Origin of the sequence: Parasedimentitalea maritima, assembly GCF_005771405.1 — a bacterium.
In the GTDB taxonomy this organism is placed as follows: domain Bacteria; phylum Pseudomonadota; class Alphaproteobacteria; order Rhodobacterales; family Rhodobacteraceae; genus Parasedimentitalea; species Parasedimentitalea maritima.
Genome location: NZ_VAUA01000006.1, coordinates 220845 through 238600, shown reverse-complemented (window position 1 = coordinate 238600; position 17756 = coordinate 220845). Strand labels below are relative to the sequence as shown.

General features: G+C 53.2%; 16 protein-coding genes. 3 read left to right on the top strand and 13 right to left on the bottom strand.

The window, feature by feature from the left end; genetic code table 11:
• Window positions 1-7 precede the first annotated feature (7 nt).
• The 9 genes from FEE96_RS13540 to FEE96_RS13500 all read right to left on the bottom strand — a co-directional run bounded on the left by FEE96_RS13540 (window position 8) and on the right by FEE96_RS13500 (window position 10038).
• The gene (locus FEE96_RS13540; RefSeq protein WP_138163630.1) at window positions 8-856 is read right to left on the bottom strand and encodes an SMP-30/gluconolactonase/LRE family protein; all 849 of its coding nucleotides are present in this window, start codon (window positions 854-856) and stop codon (window positions 8-10) included.
• Window positions 853-1458, bottom strand: coding sequence for a 2-dehydro-3-deoxy-6-phosphogalactonate aldolase (locus tag FEE96_RS13535; RefSeq protein ID WP_138163629.1), 606 nt, complete (start codon window positions 1456-1458; stop codon window positions 853-855). Before FEE96_RS13535 ends, FEE96_RS13540 begins: the two co-directional genes overlap by 4 nt.
• Entirely contained in the window at window positions 1455-2378 is a 924-nt protein-coding gene (locus FEE96_RS13530) for a 2-dehydro-3-deoxygalactonokinase (protein ID WP_138163628.1), read from the bottom strand. The genes FEE96_RS13535 and FEE96_RS13530 overlap by 4 nt, the downstream gene beginning before the upstream one ends.
• Entirely contained in the window at window positions 2378-3148 is a 771-nt protein-coding gene (locus FEE96_RS13525; protein WP_138163627.1) for an SDR family NAD(P)-dependent oxidoreductase, read from the bottom strand. The genes FEE96_RS13530 and FEE96_RS13525 overlap by 1 nt, the downstream gene beginning before the upstream one ends.
• Window positions 3148-4863 (bottom strand): IlvD/Edd family dehydratase, encoded by a 1716-nt coding sequence (locus tag FEE96_RS13520; RefSeq protein ID WP_138163626.1) that lies wholly within the window; start codon window positions 4861-4863, stop codon window positions 3148-3150. Before FEE96_RS13520 ends, FEE96_RS13525 begins: the two co-directional genes overlap by 1 nt.
• On the bottom strand, window positions 4860-6926 hold the full coding sequence (locus FEE96_RS13515; RefSeq protein ID WP_138163625.1) for an alpha-galactosidase: 2067 nt from the start codon (window positions 6924-6926) through the stop codon (window positions 4860-4862). Before FEE96_RS13515 ends, FEE96_RS13520 begins: the two co-directional genes overlap by 4 nt.
• A complete protein-coding gene (locus FEE96_RS13510; RefSeq protein WP_138163624.1) occupies window positions 6923-7771 on the bottom strand; it encodes a carbohydrate ABC transporter permease in 849 nt (282 codons plus the stop codon). The genes FEE96_RS13515 and FEE96_RS13510 overlap by 4 nt, the downstream gene beginning before the upstream one ends.
• On the bottom strand, window positions 7771-8703 hold the full coding sequence (locus FEE96_RS13505; protein WP_138163623.1) for a carbohydrate ABC transporter permease: 933 nt from the start codon (window positions 8701-8703) through the stop codon (window positions 7771-7773). Before FEE96_RS13505 ends, FEE96_RS13510 begins: the two co-directional genes overlap by 1 nt.
• A gap of 81 nt (window positions 8704-8784) precedes the next feature.
• Window positions 8785-10038: an ABC transporter substrate-binding protein gene (locus tag FEE96_RS13500; protein WP_138163622.1), complete on the bottom strand. Its 1254-nt coding sequence runs from the start codon at window positions 10036-10038 to the stop codon at window positions 8785-8787.
• Between the two features lie 136 nt (window positions 10039-10174).
• On the opposite strand from FEE96_RS13500, the gene FEE96_RS13495 reads away from it, so the two are divergent.
• The 3 genes from FEE96_RS13495 (at window position 10175) to FEE96_RS13485 (ending at window position 13674) form a co-directional block, all read left to right on the top strand.
• Window positions 10175-10966 carry an IclR family transcriptional regulator gene (locus tag FEE96_RS13495; RefSeq protein ID WP_138163621.1) on the top strand — a complete coding sequence of 264 codons (792 nt, stop codon included), beginning with the start codon at window positions 10175-10177 and terminating at the stop codon, window positions 10964-10966.
• An 18-nt stretch (window positions 10967-10984) separates the two neighbouring features.
• Entirely contained in the window at window positions 10985-12046 is a 1062-nt protein-coding gene (locus tag FEE96_RS13490; RefSeq protein ID WP_138163620.1) for an ABC transporter ATP-binding protein, read from the top strand.
• Window positions 12047-12351: 305 nt separating this feature from the next.
• The gene (locus tag FEE96_RS13485; RefSeq protein ID WP_138163619.1) at window positions 12352-13674 is read left to right on the top strand and encodes a UDP-glucose dehydrogenase family protein; all 1323 of its coding nucleotides are present in this window, start codon (window positions 12352-12354) and stop codon (window positions 13672-13674) included.
• Between the two features lie 204 nt (window positions 13675-13878).
• Here FEE96_RS13485 and rfbA read toward each other — a convergent pair whose 3' ends face one another.
• From rfbA to rfbC, 4 genes are read right to left on the bottom strand one after another with little or no spacing between them, the layout of a single operon-like run.
• Complete coding sequence (rfbA, locus tag FEE96_RS13480) at window positions 13879-14763, bottom strand: glucose-1-phosphate thymidylyltransferase RfbA (protein ID WP_138163618.1); 885 nt, start codon at window positions 14761-14763, stop codon at window positions 13879-13881.
• On the bottom strand, window positions 14763-15608 hold the full coding sequence (rfbD, locus tag FEE96_RS13475; RefSeq protein WP_138163617.1) for a dTDP-4-dehydrorhamnose reductase: 846 nt from the start codon (window positions 15606-15608) through the stop codon (window positions 14763-14765). Before rfbD ends, rfbA begins: the two co-directional genes overlap by 1 nt.
• Complete coding sequence (rfbB, locus tag FEE96_RS13470; protein WP_138163616.1) at window positions 15605-16654, bottom strand: dTDP-glucose 4,6-dehydratase; 1050 nt, start codon at window positions 16652-16654, stop codon at window positions 15605-15607. The genes rfbD and rfbB overlap by 4 nt, the downstream gene beginning before the upstream one ends.
• Window positions 16655-16657: 3 nt before the next feature.
• Complete coding sequence (gene rfbC, locus FEE96_RS13465; protein ID WP_138163615.1) at window positions 16658-17218, bottom strand: dTDP-4-dehydrorhamnose 3,5-epimerase; 561 nt, start codon at window positions 17216-17218, stop codon at window positions 16658-16660.
• Window positions 17219-17756: the final 538 nt, after the last annotated feature.

Below are 17756 nucleotides of genomic sequence, written 5' to 3'. Positions count from 1 at the left end.
AAGGACCTCAGAGAAGAACTTGGTGTTCGCGTTGACCAGCGACATCCGATTTGAATAGGTAAGTTTGGCCCGCTTCTGGCGCGTCATCGCCTTCGGCAGCAGTGGTCACAAACAATGTTGTAAGATCTGCACCGCCAAAGGCCGGGCAGGAGGCCTGTTTCGCAGGAACGGGCAGGGCGGTTTTGAACCCGCCATCCGCTGTATAGCAGGCCACACGTGATGCGCCCCATTGTGCATTCCACAGGTTGCCATCTGCATCCACGACCGCGCCATCTGGGCCAAAATCCTGACCCGACAGGTCAACAAAGAGCTGAGGTTTGCCCTCAGGCCAGCCATCATCTGCGTTCAGAGGTTGTCGCAAAATACGACCTTTGGCGGTATCCGTGTAATATGCGCAGGATCGGTCTGGGGCAAAACAGATGGCATTGCTGATGGTGACGTTTGGCACCAGTTTTCGCAGTGCGCCCCGATAATAGCGATAGATCGCCCCTGCGCCGGGTTCACAATTATACCCCATGGTACCAATCCAGAATCCACCCCAGGGATCAGCCCGGCCATCATTGGACCGGGTGACAGGATTGTCGGCTTCTAGCGCGATCAGGTATTCCTGTTCGCCACTTTTGATATCGAACCGCCAAAGGGCGGAAGCGCTGGCCAAAATTAGGGTGTCGTGGTCCACCCAACCAGCCGCAGAAACACATTCGTCGAACTGCCAATGCCGCTGCTCGCCATCAACAACCGTAAGCAACTGCATGGAAAGAATGTCAAACCAGAACAGTTGTTGGCGCTCGGGATGCCACAGGGGGCCTTCTCCCAAGGTGCAACGGGTGTCACTAAAGATCTGGGCCGTTGTCATGCAAATGCCTTGTCATAAGCCGCGACGATTTCAGCGGCGCGCGCTGCAACATCCTGAGCGCTGAAGCCAGGTTTGTAGATGCCGGTGCCAATGCCAAAACCGGTAATACCTGCCCCTTGCCAATCGGCAAAATTGTCCGGCCCAGCCCCGCCAACAGCATATGTTTTTACCACCGGTGGCAAAACCGCCTTAAGCGCGGAGCATCCGTCTATTCCCAGTTTAAAGGCCGGGAAGAATTTCAAGCCGTCGGCCCCGGCACGCAGGGCGGCAAAGGCTTCGGTTGGGGTCAGAACACCGGGATAAGACAACATGCCTGCGGATTTTGTCGCCGAAATGACATCTGCGCAGCAATCTGGCGAAACCACCATCTGAGCGCCGATCCGGGCCAGCTTGGCAACATCGTCGACCTGTAAAACCGTACCGGCCCCAATGGTTGCCCGATCCCCTGCGTGGGCAAGCATCGCAGCGATGCTGTCCAGTGGTTGAGGTGAGTTTAGCGGCACCTCGATCTTGGTGATGCCAGCCTCGATCAGGACATCCGTAATGGCGCAGGCCTCGTGCGGTTGGATACCGCGCAGAATGGCGATGATTTCGCGGGTCATAGAGGTTTGCTTTCTAGGGCCAAGTAAGCGGCGCAGAGGCCGGCTAAAGTCATGGTTTCTGATGGTACTGTCTGCACCGGTAATCCCTGTGCGGACAAAGCGGCTTGATAGGCGGATGAAAGGCCATCTTCGCCAAGGATGACGATGTTTTGCCCTAACCAATAAGGACGTGCGCCTGCCAGTTCAGCGCCGATCAGCAGGCCTGACACCTTGGCGCGACCTACCGCGTTGCTTTGTCCGTGCAGCAGGGATTCCGCACGGACCGAGAACAGCTTTGACGCCAATGTCGCCGGATTGGACATGGCATCATCCACAGCAGCGGCAAAGGCTTCGGCATCCCAGTCACGGGATGCTGTGGAATGGCGCAATACTGATTGATCGGCGATCAGCGCGAACAGCTCTCCGGTCATAAAGGTGCGGAAACTGACCACTTCGCGCGCACTGATATGGACCCATTTTGTGTGGGTGCCCGGCAGGCAGATTACCCCGTCGAATTTGGGGTTGGCGGCCAGAAAACCGGCAATTTGGGTTTCTTCGCCGCGCATAACATCGGCGGGACCGTTTTGTTTAATTCCGGGCAGGATGTAGACATCAATTCGGTTATCTTTGGTTTTGATCCTGGTGGCCGTTGTCGCGTTGGGCGGTTCACAGGGCACTGCAGCATAAGGCGCCTCTGCCCAGCCCTGCTTCGCCCCGGCCATACCGCAGATGACAACCGGGACAGTACGCTCATTTGGCAGATGTTCAGCGATCAGCTTCATCAATGCTGGCTCAAATTGATCCGGCGTCAGGTTGCCCATACCGCAGTCTGCGCTGACCCGGCGCAGAACATCGCCTGTGTCTGCCATCAGCCAGATTCGCAGGTTTGATGTGCCCCAGTCTGCTGCGATCCAAGTCAGTTGTTCAGTTGTCTGTGTCATTATCCAGTTACCACTACGCCACCATCGACGACCATTGTCTGTCCGGTCATCATCTTGCTGGTCTGTGAAGCCATAAACAACACGGCGTCAACAATATCTTGCGGTTCTAGATGGTCCTTCAGGCACTGGCGGTCCAGATGTGCGGCCAATGCATCGGGGTCAGCCCAGAGGTCCAATTGTTTTTGGGTGAGCACCCAGCCGGGGGCCAATGCATTCACGCGGATGTGGTCAGGACCAAACTCGCGTGCCAGTGCCCGTGACAGTCCATTGATGCCGGCATTGGCGGTGACGTAGGCAGGATAGCCCGCGTTGCCCATCATGTAACTGATCGATGAGAAATTGATAATCGACCCGCCGCCCAGTTGTTTCATGCCATCAGCAACGGCCTGACAGGCGAAGAAATAGGCCTTTAGATTGATCTCCTGCGACCAGTCCCAGAACTCTTCAGTCACTTCGGCGGTTTGATGGCGCTGGTCATTGGCGGCGTTGTTCACCAGAATCTTGATGGGGCCATGGGCCTCGGCACTTTGACCGATGGCGGCCTGCAACGCGGGAATGTCGGTGATGTCACATTGAATGAACAAGGGGCGCGCACCGATTTCCTGTTCCATCTGATCCACGAATTCACTGGCATCCGACCGCCCGACAAAGGCAACCTTGGCACCCTGCCGCAAAAAACCTTCGGTCAGGGCCGCGCCAATACCGGACCCACCGCCGGTGATGAAAACTGAAGCGCCATTGAGATCATGAAATGTAGCTGAGGATTGCATTAGTGGCTCTCTCTCGTGACAGGGCGGGTATCTTTGCCCACCAGAAAATCCAGATCAGCGCCTTTGTCGGCCTGTAAAACGTGGTCGACATACATCTTGGCATACCCACGTGTGTAATGGGGTTCATCCGGTTGCCAACTGGCGCGCCGGGCGTCCATCTCTGCGTCAGATATCAGCAGTTCCAATGCGCCAGTGCTGGTTGAGACGCGAATGCGGTCGCCGGTTTTAACAAGCGCCAGCGGTCCGCCTGCCTGCGCCTCGGGGCTGACATGCAAAATGACGGTACCAAAGGCCGTGCCTGACATCCGTGCATCCGAGATACGGATCATATCCTTGATACCCTGGGTGATCAGCCTGCGCGGGATAGGCATATTGCCGACCTCTGGCATACCCGGATAGCCTTTGGGACCGCAGCCTTTGAGCACCAGAATGCTGTCTGCCGTCACCGGAAGATCGTCGCGGTCGATATTGGCTTTCATGTCTTCGATGTTATCGAACACATAGGCTTCACCTTCGTGGTCCAGCAGGTGATCCGAAGCTGCCGAAGGTTTGATGATGGCCCCACGTGGTGCCAGATTTCCACGAAGCACCCGCAGACCTGCAGCGGGTTTGACCGGGCTGTCGAAACTTTGGATCACATCGTCATTGTAGCACTCGGCCCCATCGGCATAGGCATGAATATCACCACCCAGAACGGTCTGTGCATTGCGAAGGTGCCCTTGCTTGACAAGTTCACTCAGCACCACAGGCATCCCGCCCGCATAACAGAAATCCTCCATCAGATATTTACCTGATGGCATGCAATTGACTAACAACGGGATTTCGCTGCCCAGCTCAAAATCGTCCAGCGCAAGATCAACGCCAACGCGACCAGCCATAGCCAGCAAGTGAACCACTGCATTTGTAGACCCACCAACCGCTGCATTGGCCAGAATGGCGTTCTCAAAGGCTTCGCGCGTCATGATATCCGAAGGCTTGATGTCTTCATCGACCATTTCCACAATGCGCTTGCCAGTCAGATGTGCCAACGCCATGCGGCGGGAATCCACGGCAGGCAGCGCGGCATTGGTGGGCAGGGACATGCCCATTGCCTCGACGACCGAGGCCATGGTCGAGGCCGTACCCATGGTCATGCAAACGCCTTTGGAGCGGCTCATACCGCTTTCAGCGTTCATGAAATCCTGAAGCGTCATTTCCCCTGCGCGCACAGCCTCGGAGAATTTCCAGACATCTGTGCCAGAACCGATATCCTTACCTTTCCATTTGCCATTCAGCATCGGCCCTGAGCTGACAACAATGGTGGGGAGGTCGACCGAGGCGGCACCCATCAGCTGACCCGGTGTGGTCTTGTCACAGCCCCCCAGTAGCACAACACCATCAATCCCGTAGGCGCGGATTGACTCTTCGACATCCATGGCCAGAAGGTTGCGAAACAACATCGCGGTGGGTTTCATCTGGGTTTCACCCAGCGACATCACCGGGAACTCGACAGGAAACCCGCCGGCCTCCCAAACGCCGCGTTTTACGCCCTCAGCCAGATCGCGCAGGCCCGAATTGCAAGGAGTGAGCTCAGACCAGGTGTTGCAGATGCCGATAACCGGTCGGCCATCAAATGCGTGATCTGGAAAACCCTGGTTCTTCATCCAGCTGCGGTGAATAAATCCGTCTTTGTCATGTTTGCCATACCATGCGCTGCTGCGCCTTTTTTTGGTCATATCCGTCTTCCTTCGATCACCCACATGCGGTCTGGGAATGACCAGGGCAGGGTGAGCCCGTGTTGCATCAGGTATTGGCCGTCCAGGGTCAGCGGACCCTCTTTCAGCGGAGTTGATCCACGTGACAGGTGATGGATCTCGTGGCGGTTTATGAGATCGATTTCATAATTGGCGTGAGGTTGTAAACCGGTCAGACGTAATGGGCGTGGCAGGATTTGGGTGCCGGTGGCGGCTTTGCCCGCAAAAGCCACAAACTGGCTGCCATCCTGTGCCATTTGTTGTTCGGCAATGACGCTGGGATCTGCGCTGTCTAATCGTAGAATGTCCGCCCCCATTCGCCAATCTCTATTGGATTTCCACCATCTGGTCACGCGACGCAGAACATCCGCCTCTTCCACACTCAGCTCACGCGGGTCCATTTCGAACCCCATGTGCCGCTGCGCTGCCACCCAAGCTCGAAAGTGAATGTCATGTGTCCGGCCAGAGGTGTGGCATTGGCGCGGTCCCACATGGCTGCCGGTGATCGCAGCGGGGAGCAACAGCGCAGAGTCGTGCTGAATACGTAGTCGCTCCAGCGCATCGTTGCTGTCTGACAGCCACACCCGCTGGGTCAGACTAAGAATGCCTGCATCAATCCGTCCGCCCCCCGACGCGCAGCTTTCGATTTCGACTAATGGAAAAGCCGTGCGGAGATCCAAAAGCAATTCATACACGCCCTCTGTCTGCGCGGCATCAGCGATGGGCAGCAGCCGGTTATGATCCCATTTGATGTAGTCGATGTCGTTGGATGACAAGATCCTGGAAATTTTGCGGTACAAGTGGTCGCGGACATCCGGGTTCGACAAATCCAGCACCCGCTGCTGGCGCCCTTCGATCTGGTTGGACGGCCCAAGTATCCAATCCGGGTGGGCCCGCGCCAGATTGCTGTCCAAGTTGACCATTTCCGGCTCAAACCAGATGCCAAACGTCATGCCCAGCTTTTGAACATGTTGGATTAATGGCGTTAGTCCATCTGGCCATTTGCGTGGATCGATTTCCCAATCGCCAAGCGATGAGGTGTCATCATCACGATGTCCAAACCAGCCGTCGTCTAGTACAAACCGCTCTGCACCAAGTTCTGCGGCTTGGGTGGCAATGTCAGTCAGAATATCGGGGTCGTGATCGAAATAGACCGCTTCCCAGCAGTTGTAATGTACGGGGCGTGGGCGGTCAGCGTTCGGCCCGGTTACAACGTGGTCGCGCAACAGGCGCTGAAAGGCCACTCCGCATCCGTTGAGGCCCGTTTCAGAGACACTCAGATAAAGCGGCGCGGTTATGAACTTGGTTCCTATGCGTTGGGTCCCGGTTGCGTGACCCCATTGGATTTGTCGGCGTCCATCCGGCAGTTCTTCGGCGGACATGACATGGCCACCAGACCAGCCATAGTGCATAGCAAACACGGTGCCGCTTGTGTTGGTTGCCCCAGTTTCGGGGAAATAGGCCAGCGATGGATGTTCGTGCCCGGACCTGCCCGTGCGTGATTCACGCATATGGACACCGGCGCGCCAAGGCGTGTTTTGCAGTTGAAACTCACCTATCCATCGCCCTGCAAAATCGATGATTTCCTGACCCATCTGCGGACCGGGAACCACAGGTGCGGACAGGTGATGCAAGGTGATTTCATCGTCAGAGACCAGCGTTGACATGGCAGCAAGCGTGTCGCCAACTGGCTCAAAATCAAAGAACAGGGTCAGTCCCAAGACATCATCATGGCAGGTAAAGCACTGACCGTCAGTTGCGGTTAGTCTGAACTGTGGATGCAGCGGTTTGCCGTTTTGGTAAGCGATCAATCCAGGCTGCCCTTGAAAGCCATCGGCGGCTTGTGGACACAGGGTCAATGTCGGCAGGCTGTCGATCATGCCGCCAGTAACATCGCGGATCGCAGCACTGGCGATTGCGTTCAGATCCGCTGCGGCTGGCAGAGCAGGCCCCCAGTAGACCGCGCCGGGAAGCCCACCGTTCGAGGACAGAACCAAAGTTTGCCCCGGCGCATCGATTCGCCAGACTTGTGTTTCTTTGCTCACTTCACCGCTCCCAGTGTCAAACCAGCAATGAAGTGGCGCTGCATCAAGAAGAACATCGCCACGGGGGGGAGGGCAGCCACGATTGAGCCCGCGCTCATCAGATGATAGGCTGCGCGATACTGCGCGTTGAAAGATGTAATGCCTGCGGTCACAGGTTGGCTTTCAATGCCTTGGGTCAGCACCACGGCCCAGAAATAATCGTTCCAGATAAAGGTGAAGATCAACACAGACAGCGCGGCAATCGCGGGCTTCATCAGCGGCAGCACAACGTACCAGAAAATCCGCCATTCCGCGACACCCTCGACCCGGGCTGCTTCGATCAACTCATAGGGAAGCGCCCGGATGAAGTTGCGCATAAACAGAGTACAGAACCCGGTTTGAAACGCTATATGGAACAGTACAAGGCCGGTCTTGGTATTATACAAGCCTAAATCCAATGTCAGATCGCGGACTGGAACCATCAAGATCTGGAACGGGACAAAATTGCCAGCGATGAACATGAAGAACAGGATCAGGTTGCCGCGGAATTTGTAAATTCCAAGGGCAAAGCCGGTCATGCAAGACAGGGCAACAGCGCCAATGACGGTTGGGACTGTGATCAGGATCGAGTTCATCAAATAGCGTGGCATATCCGAGGCGAAAAACACCTTGCCGTAGTTGTTGAAGCCTTCGAATGAACTCGGCATTCCCCAATAATTTCCCGATGTGAAATCGGTGTCTGGTTTGACAGAAAAAATGGCAACGGCAATCAACGGCAGCAGCCACAGGGTTAATGCAACGGGCAACAGCGACTGATAGGTCATCTGCCAGCTGCGGGAGGATTTTTCGATAGGTCTGGGAAACATCAGCGTGCCCCTTTTTCGTCTTGGTACATCGACCACAGGAAGTAGGCGATAAAGGCCAACATGATGACAAACAGTACAACGGCGATTGCTGCGCCATATCCCATGCGGAAGCCATATTCGCTTAGCGCTTTTTCAAACATATAGAAGGACAATACGCGGGTAGATCCAAATGGGCCGCCGTATGTCATGATCGATATCAGATCAAACGAGCGCAACGCTCCGATGATAGTGACCACAAAGGCAATGAACGTCGCGGGGCGCAGTTGTGGGATGATTATATGCCATAACATCCGCCACCCCTTGGCTCCATCCAATCGCGCGGCCTCAATTTGCTCGGGATCAACTGCGTTCAAACCTGTGAGGTAGAGGATCATGCAATAAGCTGTCTGTGGCCAAAGACCTGCAAGAATAATACCATATGTGGCCAGGTTTGGGTCACCCAGAACGTTTAGGGGCTCCAGCCCAAACTGTTCCAAAATCGTATTGAGGAGTCCAAAAGTTGGATCGTAGAACCATGTGAACACCAGCCCAACAACTACCTGACTAATCACAAAAGGGAAAAAGAACAAAGACTTGTACAGGCGAATACCTGTTACTGTTTGGTTCAGAAACAGCGCAATGAACAGTCCCGCCGGTATCGCCAACAGGTATAGGATCAGCCATTTGAAGTTGTTCCATAGCGAAACTTCGAACGCCCGGTCAGTTAGCAATTTCTTGTAGTTTTTCAGTCCGACATATTCAGCTTCGCCCAGCCCGTCCCATTTGTAAAAAGACAGGTTGAAACTCTGGATGACTGGGAAAATCACGTAAAACAGGAAAAACAGAATGCCAGGGGTTAGAAACAGAAGTGGCGTGATGACCTGTCGGTTACGTGCCATAAACCCAGGGCGGAACGTCTTAGCCCGGGCCGAGGCTTGAGGAGCATTACTCATCTGATCAGTATCCTGCGCAGTCGCTATTGCAGCGAAATAAAGGGGCAGGGCGAGTAAACCGCCCTGCCGGGTTTTAATCGTTTAGTAGACGTCCTGACGCACCGACTCGAGGCGCTCCAAGATTTCGTCCAGATTATCCGGGATAACCATAAACTCCTGGAACCCTTCCATGGCAACGGCTGCCATTTCGGCTGGGTAATCCCGGTCAAAGAACTGGGCTACACCGCCGGGGCTGTTTGATGACAACATGTCAAAGCCCTGTTCGAGGAACTTGTCAGCATCAACCGAAGACTGCGCGTTCACAGGCAACTGACCAAGAGCCCCACCCGAGTTGATCTTGGTCTGAACACTTGAGGACGCGACAAAGCGCAAGAACTCACGCGCGGCTTCTTTGTTTTCAGCCTTGGCTGGGATGTGGAACGTATCGGTTGGCGCGTCTTCGGCCATTTCAACGTCCGGGTTGATTTCAACAAACTGGTAGAAATCAAGTTTGCTATCATCCAGGCCTGCTTCACGCAGGGGCGAAACGGCAAAGTTGCCCATCAGATACGCAGTGGCTTCACCGTTGACCATAAAGGGCAGGGCTTCTTGCCAGCTGTAGGTCTGGTGGTTGGCAACAAAACCATTCATGTCGATCAGCTGACGCCAGTTGGCAAATGTCTGACGGACACGGTCGTCAGTCCACTCGACCTCACCCCGGGCCAGCTGCATGTGGAAATCAAACCCATTGGTGCGCATGTTCAGGTAGTCAAACCAGCCACCTGCAGTCCACAGGAATTTGGACCCGATAGTGTAACAAGCGCGGCCCGAGTCGACGATTTTCTGACAGTTGGCCAGTTCCTCGTCCCAGTTGGACGGTTCTGACAGACCTAGCTCAGCAAAGATGTCTTTGCGGTAGTAAACGCCCCACTGATAGTAGGTATAGGGCACGCCCCATTGCTTGCCGTCGATGGTCATCGCCGATTTTGTCGATGCAAGATTGTCAGCAATTGCGGGTTCTTCCCACAGATCGCTGACATCTTCGAACAGACCGGCAGATACATATGGACCCATACGGTTGGCGGCATACCAGTTCGCAACATCGGGCGGGTTTGCGGACAAGAAGTTGCGGATTTGGGTTTTGTAGGCTTCGCGGTCAATGACAGTCAGTTCGACCGTCAGGTTTGGATGCAGTGCATCAAAATCCGATGCCAGGCCTTCCATGACGGCGCGCGGTGCTGGGTTCGACATATCCGAAAAGATTTTCAGTGTGCCATTCAGTTCGGCCATCGCAGGTGATGCAAGGCCTGTGGTCAGGGCAATCGCTGCCGCTGCCGTGGTGAGTTTCTTAAGCATGAGTTCCTCCCTCTTGACATTCAGATTTAGTTCCAAATAATGAAACCAAATCTCAACTATTGAAACTATGCTGGAAACAGCTTAACGATGTCAACACTCTCGACGCGGGATGCGATTGAGAAAGCCGGAGAGAACGATGACTGAACCAAACAAAACCAAGGGATCGAGTGACGGAACCGTTGGTAAAGCTTTGGAAATTCTTGATGCGGTGGCTGCAAAGAGCCGCCCTGTTCGGTTTGGTGAGCTATTGGCGGACTCTCCGCATCCCAAGGCCACTTTGTACCGATTTCTGCAAACTCTAACGAATCAAGAGATGCTGCATTACGACTCGGATCAGCAGACTTATTCGCTTGGGCTACGTTTGGTGCGCATGGCACATTCAGCCTGGAGCCAATCGTCGTTGTCTTCCGTTGCTGCCCCAATTCTGGACGAGCTGGCAGCTGCGGCCAATGAAACTATTCATCTCGCGCAAATGGAGAATGGACAGGTTCTGTTTGTTGACAAGCGGCGTGCCTCTGCCCTGTTTGAGACACTGGCCCAGACCGGACGTGTTGCACCGGCCCACAGTACCGGGGTTGGCAAAGCCATTTTGGCCTTTATGTCTCCGGAACGCTTGGAACGTGCCCTGAAGCAGCAGGCCTTTGTCAAATATACGCAGAATACTCACGATAACGTCGAAAGCCTGAAGGCAGAGTTTGTCCAGATCCGCGCAGAAGGCCTAGCCTATGACCGGGAAGAGCACGAACAGGGCATCATCAGCATCGCCGCCCCGATTTTGTTAGGCAATGGTAAAGTCGTTGGGGCAGTCTCCATTGCCAGTTCGACGTCGCGCCATTCGCCTGAAAGCTTGCAGACCTTTCGCGAGGCGCTGCTGGATGCAACCGCCCGCATCGGCAACGAAGCCACGCCGTGGCAATTCCCTACATAAGTTTCAGGAGATAAACACATGACCGGCGTAAAGCTTCAGAAGGTTGTCAAGAAATATGGCGAAACCCAGGTTATCCATGGTGTTGACTTGAGCATTGATGACGGAGAGTTCTGTGTTTTTGTCGGCCCATCGGGCTGTGGCAAGTCTACCTTGCTGCGGATGATTGCGGGTCTCGAGGAAACCACGGACGGTCAAATCGAAATTGGCCATCGCGACGTTACCCATCTTGATGCATCGGACCGTGGGGTGGCAATGGTGTTCCAGACCTATGCCTTGTACCCGCATATGACGGTCGAAGAAAACATGGGGTTTGGTCTGCGGATGAATGGCCATCCCAAAGATGAGATCAAATCAAAGGTGGGTGAGGCCAGCCGCATCCTAAAGCTCGACGACTATCTAAGTCGCAAACCGAAAGCGCTGTCCGGGGGGCAGCGTCAACGTGTTGCAATTGGCCGGGCGATTGTTCGTGGCCCCGAAGTGTTCTTGTTCGATGAGCCCCTGTCCAACCTGGACGCTGAGTTGCGCGTTGATATGCGGGTTGAGATTGCCCGTCTGCACAACAAAATTGGCGCCACGATGATCTACGTGACACATGATCAGGTCGAGGCAATGACCCTAGCCGACAAGATTGTGGTGCTACGCGCCGGCCGCATTGAACAGGTTGGGAAACCGATGGATCTGTACCGCGACCCGGATAACAAATTTGTTGCTGGATTTATCGGTTCACCGAGTATGAATTTTGTCGAGGGTGTTGTTGAGGGTGGCGCTGTCCGTGTCCCGGCTTTGGGTAACCGGATCGTTAAAACCTCAGTCAACTTACCCGGAGAAGGCCACCCGGTGTATGTCGGAGTCCGCCCTCAACATCTTTCTATCACCGAAGGTGACTCTGATATTAAATTGGATATTCGCGAGCACTTAGGTGGCATTTCGTATGACTATCTGGTGGTGGGTGATGGTTCCAAATTGATTGTTGAAACCCGTGACGACCGTGAAATTCCAGAAGGCAGCACCCTTCTTGTTGATTTTGATGAAGCGGACGCGTTGTTCTTTGATGGTGAAACTGAAAATAGGCTGAGATAGACCTAGTTCAACGAACGCAGTGGCAAGTTGGTATATGACCATGGTCTTAGTTTGACGGACAGATACCGGGCTATGCGGAACTGGCCGATGGTTACGGTTGGTTCCCTAAAATCCTCAAAAGTCTCGCTAACCCGGCTGTTGATCTATGGCGGTTGGAATGCACAACTTTGAAAAGTGTAGGGGAAACGGTTCGTAGCTTTCTAGTGCAGTCCAGAAGGTTGCCGTTGTCGCGGCATTAAACTGCTTTGAAAATCAATATTTAGATGGCAATATTGGTCAAAATTCCTCCTGCAAGGCAACCTCATATGAAGATTGCAGTTATTGGTGTTGGATATGTTGGACTCGTCTCCGGCGTCTGCTTTTCAGATTTTGGCCATCATGTGGTTTGCGTAGATAAAGATCCCAAAAAAATAGAAACACTTGAGCAGGGTGAGTTGCCGATTTACGAACCCGGTCTAGATGTCCTCCTGGCAAAGAACACTGCAGCAGGTCGCTTGTCCTTTACAACAAAATTGCCTGAAGCGCTTGATGGGGCTGACGCAGTTTTTATTGCCGTTGGAACGCCGACGCGTCGGGGTGATGGTCACGCGGATTTATCCTATGTTCTGGCCGCAGCGACCGAGGTTGCCCAAACGCTGAAGCATTACAGCGTAATCATCATTAAATCGACTGTGCCAGTTGGTACTAATCAGCAGGTCGAAGATACCGTTCGTAGTGCAGCCCCAGACCTTGATTTTGACGTTGCCTCCAACCCAGAGTTTCTACGTGAAGGGTCAGCCATAGATGATTTTATGAAGCCTGATCGGGTGATTGTGGGTGCTGAAAGCGAGCGCGCATCAAAGGTCATGGCAGACATCTACCGTCCGCTCTACCTTCGAGATTATTCAATTTTGACCACTGACCGCGAAAGCGCTGAGATGATCAAATATGCGGCAAATGCATTCCTTGCTATCAAGATCACTTTTATCAACGAGATTGCAGCACTATGTGAGCGTGTCGGAGCGGATGTAAAAGAGGTGTCGAGGGGCATCGGCCTGGATGGTCGGATCGGTAACAAATTCCTTCATGCTGGCCCTGGCTATGGCGGGTCCTGCTTTCCAAAAGACACCTCGGCGCTTGCCCGTATTGGTCAAGAGAATGCACAGCCAGTGCGGTTGGTTGAAGCCGCGATTCAGGTCAACGAAGATATAAAGCGCCGCATGATCGAAAAGCTGCTCGATCTCTGTGACGGAAGTTTTTCCGGCAAAGCCGTGACGGTTCTGGGCGTAACGTTCAAGCCAAATACAGACGACATGCGGGCAGCTCCGTCTTTGACCATCATACCCGCACTTTTGGGGAACGGAGCGAAAGTGCGGGTCGTGGACCCTCATGGATATAGAGAAGGTTTAGAATTGTTACCTGGGGTCGAGTGGTATGATGACGTGTATAAGGCGGCTTCTGAGGCAGATTTGGTGGTTGTCCTGACTGAATGGAACGAATTTAGGGCTCTGGATTTGTCGCGTTTGGCGTTAGGCATGGCAACCGCAAAAATGGCAGATTTACGCAATGTCTATAGTGCTGAAGAAGCCCAAGAAGCAGGGTTTGTGGCATACTCATCTGTTGGCCGCCGCAACTTGGTCGCGCAATAGAGATCGGAATTTCTCCAGTTTCTTCACTTGTTGAGAAACACCCGAAGCAAAAAAGAATGGGCTGGGAAGATAAACCGGACCTTGCATACATCGACTTTGGCCATAAATGAGTGAAACAAGCTGTATGAAGGCGAGCCCAAATGCTGTTTAGCCGAGCCTTAAACCTATCCGAACAAGCAGGGCTATTTCGGTCATCGCAATCATCTATGGGCGCATTTCAGTGACGAGCTTTTTCAGATACTTACCATAATTTGTTTTTCCAAACGTATCCGCATGTTCGCGCATTTTGGCATCGTCGATCCAGCCGTTCTGATAGGCAATTTCTTCTGGGCAACCTGATTGCATACCTTGCCGCTCGGATAGCGTTCGTACGAAATTTCCGGCGTCTAGCAAAGAGCCATGCGTGCCGGTATCAAGCCAGGCAAAACCACGCCCCATACGTTCAACCGAAAGTGTGCCGTCGTTGAGATAGCTTTCCAGCAGCGTGACAATTTCAAGTTCTCCGCGCTCAGAGGCTTTGACATCTTTTGCACGGCGTGGTGCATCACCATCAAGAAAATACAGCCCTGTCACAGCGTAGTTGCTCGGTGGGGTTTCAGGTTTTTCGATGATCTGCTCAACAGTGCCCTTAGCATCGAATTTGACAATGCCATAGCGTTCAGGGTCTGCCACGTGATAGCCAAACACCGTTCCGCCGATGTCCCTGTCGTCCGCCGCCTTGAGCATTTCCGGCAGGCCATGACCAAAGAATATATTGTCGCCTAAAACCATAGCTGATGGCGCGTCATTCAGAAAATCTTCGGCCAGAATATAGGCTTGTGCCAAACCATCTGGAGACGGTTGCTTGATGTAGGTCAGAGACAAGCCCCATTGACTGCCATCGCCCAATAGGCGCTTAAACTGGGATTGGTCTTCAGGCGTTGTAATCACCGCAATTTCACGAATTCCAGACAGCATCAACACCGAGAGCGGGTAGTAAATCATGGGCTTGTCATAAATCGGCATGAGCTGTTTTGAGACGGCCATGGTCAGAGGATATAGGCGGGTGCCAGACCCTCCTGCCAAAATGATGCCTTTTCGTTGTGTCATTACTTAGTCTCCAGTTCGCTCAAACAAGCGGACAATGCGTCTTTCCATTCTGGGCGTGCAACACCAAAAATGGTCTCGGTCATGCTGCAGTCAAGTCGGCTGTTACAGGGTCGGGTTGCAGGTGTGGGATAAGCAGAAGTAGGAATTCCCTCAACCGTCACCGTTTTACCAGCCTGTACAAAAATTAAACGTGCAAAATCAGCCCAGTTCACATTGGGGTATCCCGAAAAATGGTAGGTGCCAGACTTCGTTGGGTCGGTTTTAAGCTGCTTTGATATTTCTACGCAGGCTTTGGCAATATCACGTGCTGACGTTGGTCCGCCGGTTTGATCTGCGACGACCGTTAGGTTGTCGTGCGTCTCTGAAAGGCGCAGCATTGTTTTGACGAAATTATTTCCATGAGCAGAGAACACCCAGGAAGTGCGCAGGATCGCATGTGTACCTGCTTCCGCACGCACCCCTTCTTCACCTTGCAGTTTTGTGCGCCCGTATGCCCCCAAGGGTGCGGTGGGATGATCTGCTTTAAAGGGTGCATCACCCTGTCCGTCGAAAACGTAATCTGTCGAAATATGAACAAATGGAATGCCAAGCTCGGCACATGCCTTTGCCATTTGCCCTGGTGCAGCACCATTGATCAACGCGGCCAACACCGTGTCCTCTTCGGCTTTATCAACTGCCGTATATGCGGCCGCATTGATGACCGCGTCTGGTTTCGCAGCCATAATGACAGCGTAACAGGCCGCAGGATCACTTAGGTCCGCCTGCTCCCGGCCCAAAAATGTGGCCGTAGGCAAAAGCTTTCTCAGTTCAGTCGCGACTTGTCCCGTTTTTCCAAAGACGATCATGCTTTTACACCCAGCCGTTCACCAACCCCCTGGCGATTTTGCAGGGCACGCCACCACGCCTCATTCGCGAGGTACCAGTCGACGGTTTTTGCGAGCCCTTCTTCGACGGTAACCGACGGTCGCCAGCCCAATTCGTCACGAATTCGCGTCGGATCAATGGCATAGCGAGCATCATGGCCCGGACGATCGGCGACAAAGGTGATTTGATCAGCGTAGCTGCCACTCGGCTTGGGTCGCCTATCATCTAAAATAGCACAAAGCGCTTTGACCAGCTCCAGATTGGAGCGCTCATTTTCACCGCCGATGTTATAGCTGCGACCCACTTCGCCCTTTTCGGCTACCAACAATAGTGCATCTGCGTGATCTTCAACGTAAAGCCAGTCACGAATATTCGCGCCAGTCCCATAGATTGGCAGTTCTTTCCCCGCCAGCGCATTAAGAATGACAACCGGTACCAACTTCTCGGGGAAGTGAAAGGGACCATAATTGTTCGAACAATTGGTCAGCACAACTGGCATGCCATAGGTTTCTTGCCAGGCGCGTACCAGGTGATCAGAGCTAGCTTTGGAAGCCGAATAGGGCGACCGCGGGTCATAGGCTGTCTCTTCAGTGAAAAGCACGTCCGGGTCATTTGGCAAAGAACCAAAAACCTCGTCCGTTGAGATGTGGTGGAAACGAAAGCTCTCTGGTTTACCTGCGTCGGTCCAATATTTTCGGGCTGCTTCCAACATATTGAAAGTGCCCGTGATGTTGGTTTCGATAAAGTCACCAGGTCCATCAATTGAGCGATCAACGTGACTTTCTGCCGCTAAATGCATCACCATGTCAGGCTGGTGGCGGGTAAAAACAACGTCGAGTGCTGGGCGGTCACGAATATCAACGTGTTCAAATGCATAATGAGGGCTATTCGCCACTTCGGCTACATTTTCAAGGCAAGCCGCGTAGGTTAGTGCATCGACATTGACAACATCGTGGCCTCGCGCGACGGCCAACCGCAATACCGCAGAGCCAATGAATCCTGCACCGCCAGTTACCAAAACCTTCATTATTTAACCCTTGTAGTTGAATGGAGTCTGGAAGGTCTCAAACGTGGGTGCCTTCTCGTCCTTATCGGAGATAATTGGGGTAATGCCCTCTAACGGCCAATCGACACCACAGCTATCCCATTTTATTGCACCATCACATTCGGGCGCATAGTGGTCAGTACACTTGTAAATGATCTCGCTATCAGCTTCCAACGTCATGAACCCATGTAAGAAACCAGCAGGTATCCACAGTTGGTTACCGTTTTCAAACGATAACTCTTCGCCTATCCATTGACCAAATGTTGGCGAGCCCCTGCGCACATCTACGGCAACATCAAAAATACGGCCGCGTCCACAACGTACCAATTTGCCCTGAGCATGGGGAGGACTTTGAAAATGCAGTCCGCGCACTGTGCCAACTTTGCTCGATATAGAGTGATTGTCTTGCACAAATTCTGGTAGATCCAGCCCCAACCCAGACAGGGTTTTCTTATTCCAGCTTTCGGAAAAGAACCCGCGATGGTCACCAAAACGCGAAGGGGTAATTCGATAGACATCGTCTAAACCTGTCAAAGAAATATCCAAAACAACGTCCCCAATTAGTTCCGAATTAAGCGCGCCACATCCAATGGTGCTACATTCCACTGTCTATCTAAATGGAGCTAAGCCAAAAAGCGATATCTCGCTAGGACGTACAGGTAAGCCGCACGAGATATATTGTTCAACTTCAACCCTTATTGCCCAAATGCTTCATGGGATCTGGCAAGTGCCAACTGACTAACGTTACGGTTCGTGTTGCCACAACCGATGAAGTGTCCGACACAAGGGCGCATTTTGGTCCTTACGCCACGTCGATAATCTAAGGAGCAATCTCCATTTGAACACCAGCAACCTGTTGTGTTCTGCACCTGGTTTTTGCCAAGGTCTTTCTGCTGCTCAGCTACTTAGTTCGAGGTAATCGCGCGCTGGAAAAACGTCTTGGTTGCAGTGTCATACCTGTTTTCCGGCTGTGTACTAGATCAAACGACACACTTTGAGTTTCGCCCGGGTCTTCAGAGGCGCAGCATCATAGGCGGACCGGCATGTCGATCTGACGAAGGCTTGGTGTATAGCCTTTCGCGGT

What these genes read in the sequence shown, in the direction of transcription:
- FEE96_RS13540 (WP_138163630.1), bottom strand. Translation starts at nt 856, where the DNA reads ATGACAACGGCCCAGATCTTTAGTGACACCCGTTGCACCTTGGGAGAA.
- FEE96_RS13535 (WP_138163629.1), bottom strand. Translation starts at nt 1,458, where the DNA reads ATGACCCGCGAAATCATCGCCATTCTGCGCGGTATCCAACCGCACGAG.
- FEE96_RS13530 (WP_138163628.1), bottom strand. Translation starts at nt 2,378, where the DNA reads ATGACACAGACAACTGAACAACTGACTTGGATCGCAGCAGACTGGGGC.
- FEE96_RS13525 (WP_138163627.1), bottom strand. Translation starts at nt 3,148, where the DNA reads ATGCAATCCTCAGCTACATTTCATGATCTCAATGGCGCTTCAGTTTTC.
- FEE96_RS13520 (WP_138163626.1), bottom strand. Translation starts at nt 4,863, where the DNA reads ATGACCAAAAAAAGGCGCAGCAGCGCATGGTATGGCAAACATGACAAA.
- FEE96_RS13510 (WP_138163624.1), bottom strand. Translation starts at nt 7,771, where the DNA reads ATGTTTCCCAGACCTATCGAAAAATCCTCCCGCAGCTGGCAGATGACC.
- FEE96_RS13505 (WP_138163623.1), bottom strand. Translation starts at nt 8,703, where the DNA reads ATGAGTAATGCTCCTCAAGCCTCGGCCCGGGCTAAGACGTTCCGCCCT.
- FEE96_RS13500 (WP_138163622.1), bottom strand. Translation starts at nt 10,038, where the DNA reads ATGCTTAAGAAACTCACCACGGCAGCGGCAGCGATTGCCCTGACCACA.
- FEE96_RS13495 (WP_138163621.1), top strand. Translation starts at nt 10,175, where the DNA reads ATGACTGAACCAAACAAAACCAAGGGATCGAGTGACGGAACCGTTGGT.
- FEE96_RS13490 (WP_138163620.1), top strand. Translation starts at nt 10,985, where the DNA reads ATGACCGGCGTAAAGCTTCAGAAGGTTGTCAAGAAATATGGCGAAACC.
- FEE96_RS13485 (WP_138163619.1), top strand. Translation starts at nt 12,352, where the DNA reads ATGAAGATTGCAGTTATTGGTGTTGGATATGTTGGACTCGTCTCCGGC.
- rfbA (WP_138163618.1), bottom strand. Translation starts at nt 14,763, where the DNA reads ATGACACAACGAAAAGGCATCATTTTGGCAGGAGGGTCTGGCACCCGC.
- rfbD (WP_138163617.1), bottom strand. Translation starts at nt 15,608, where the DNA reads ATGATCGTCTTTGGAAAAACGGGACAAGTCGCGACTGAACTGAGAAAG.
- rfbB (WP_138163616.1), bottom strand. Translation starts at nt 16,654, where the DNA reads ATGAAGGTTTTGGTAACTGGCGGTGCAGGATTCATTGGCTCTGCGGTA.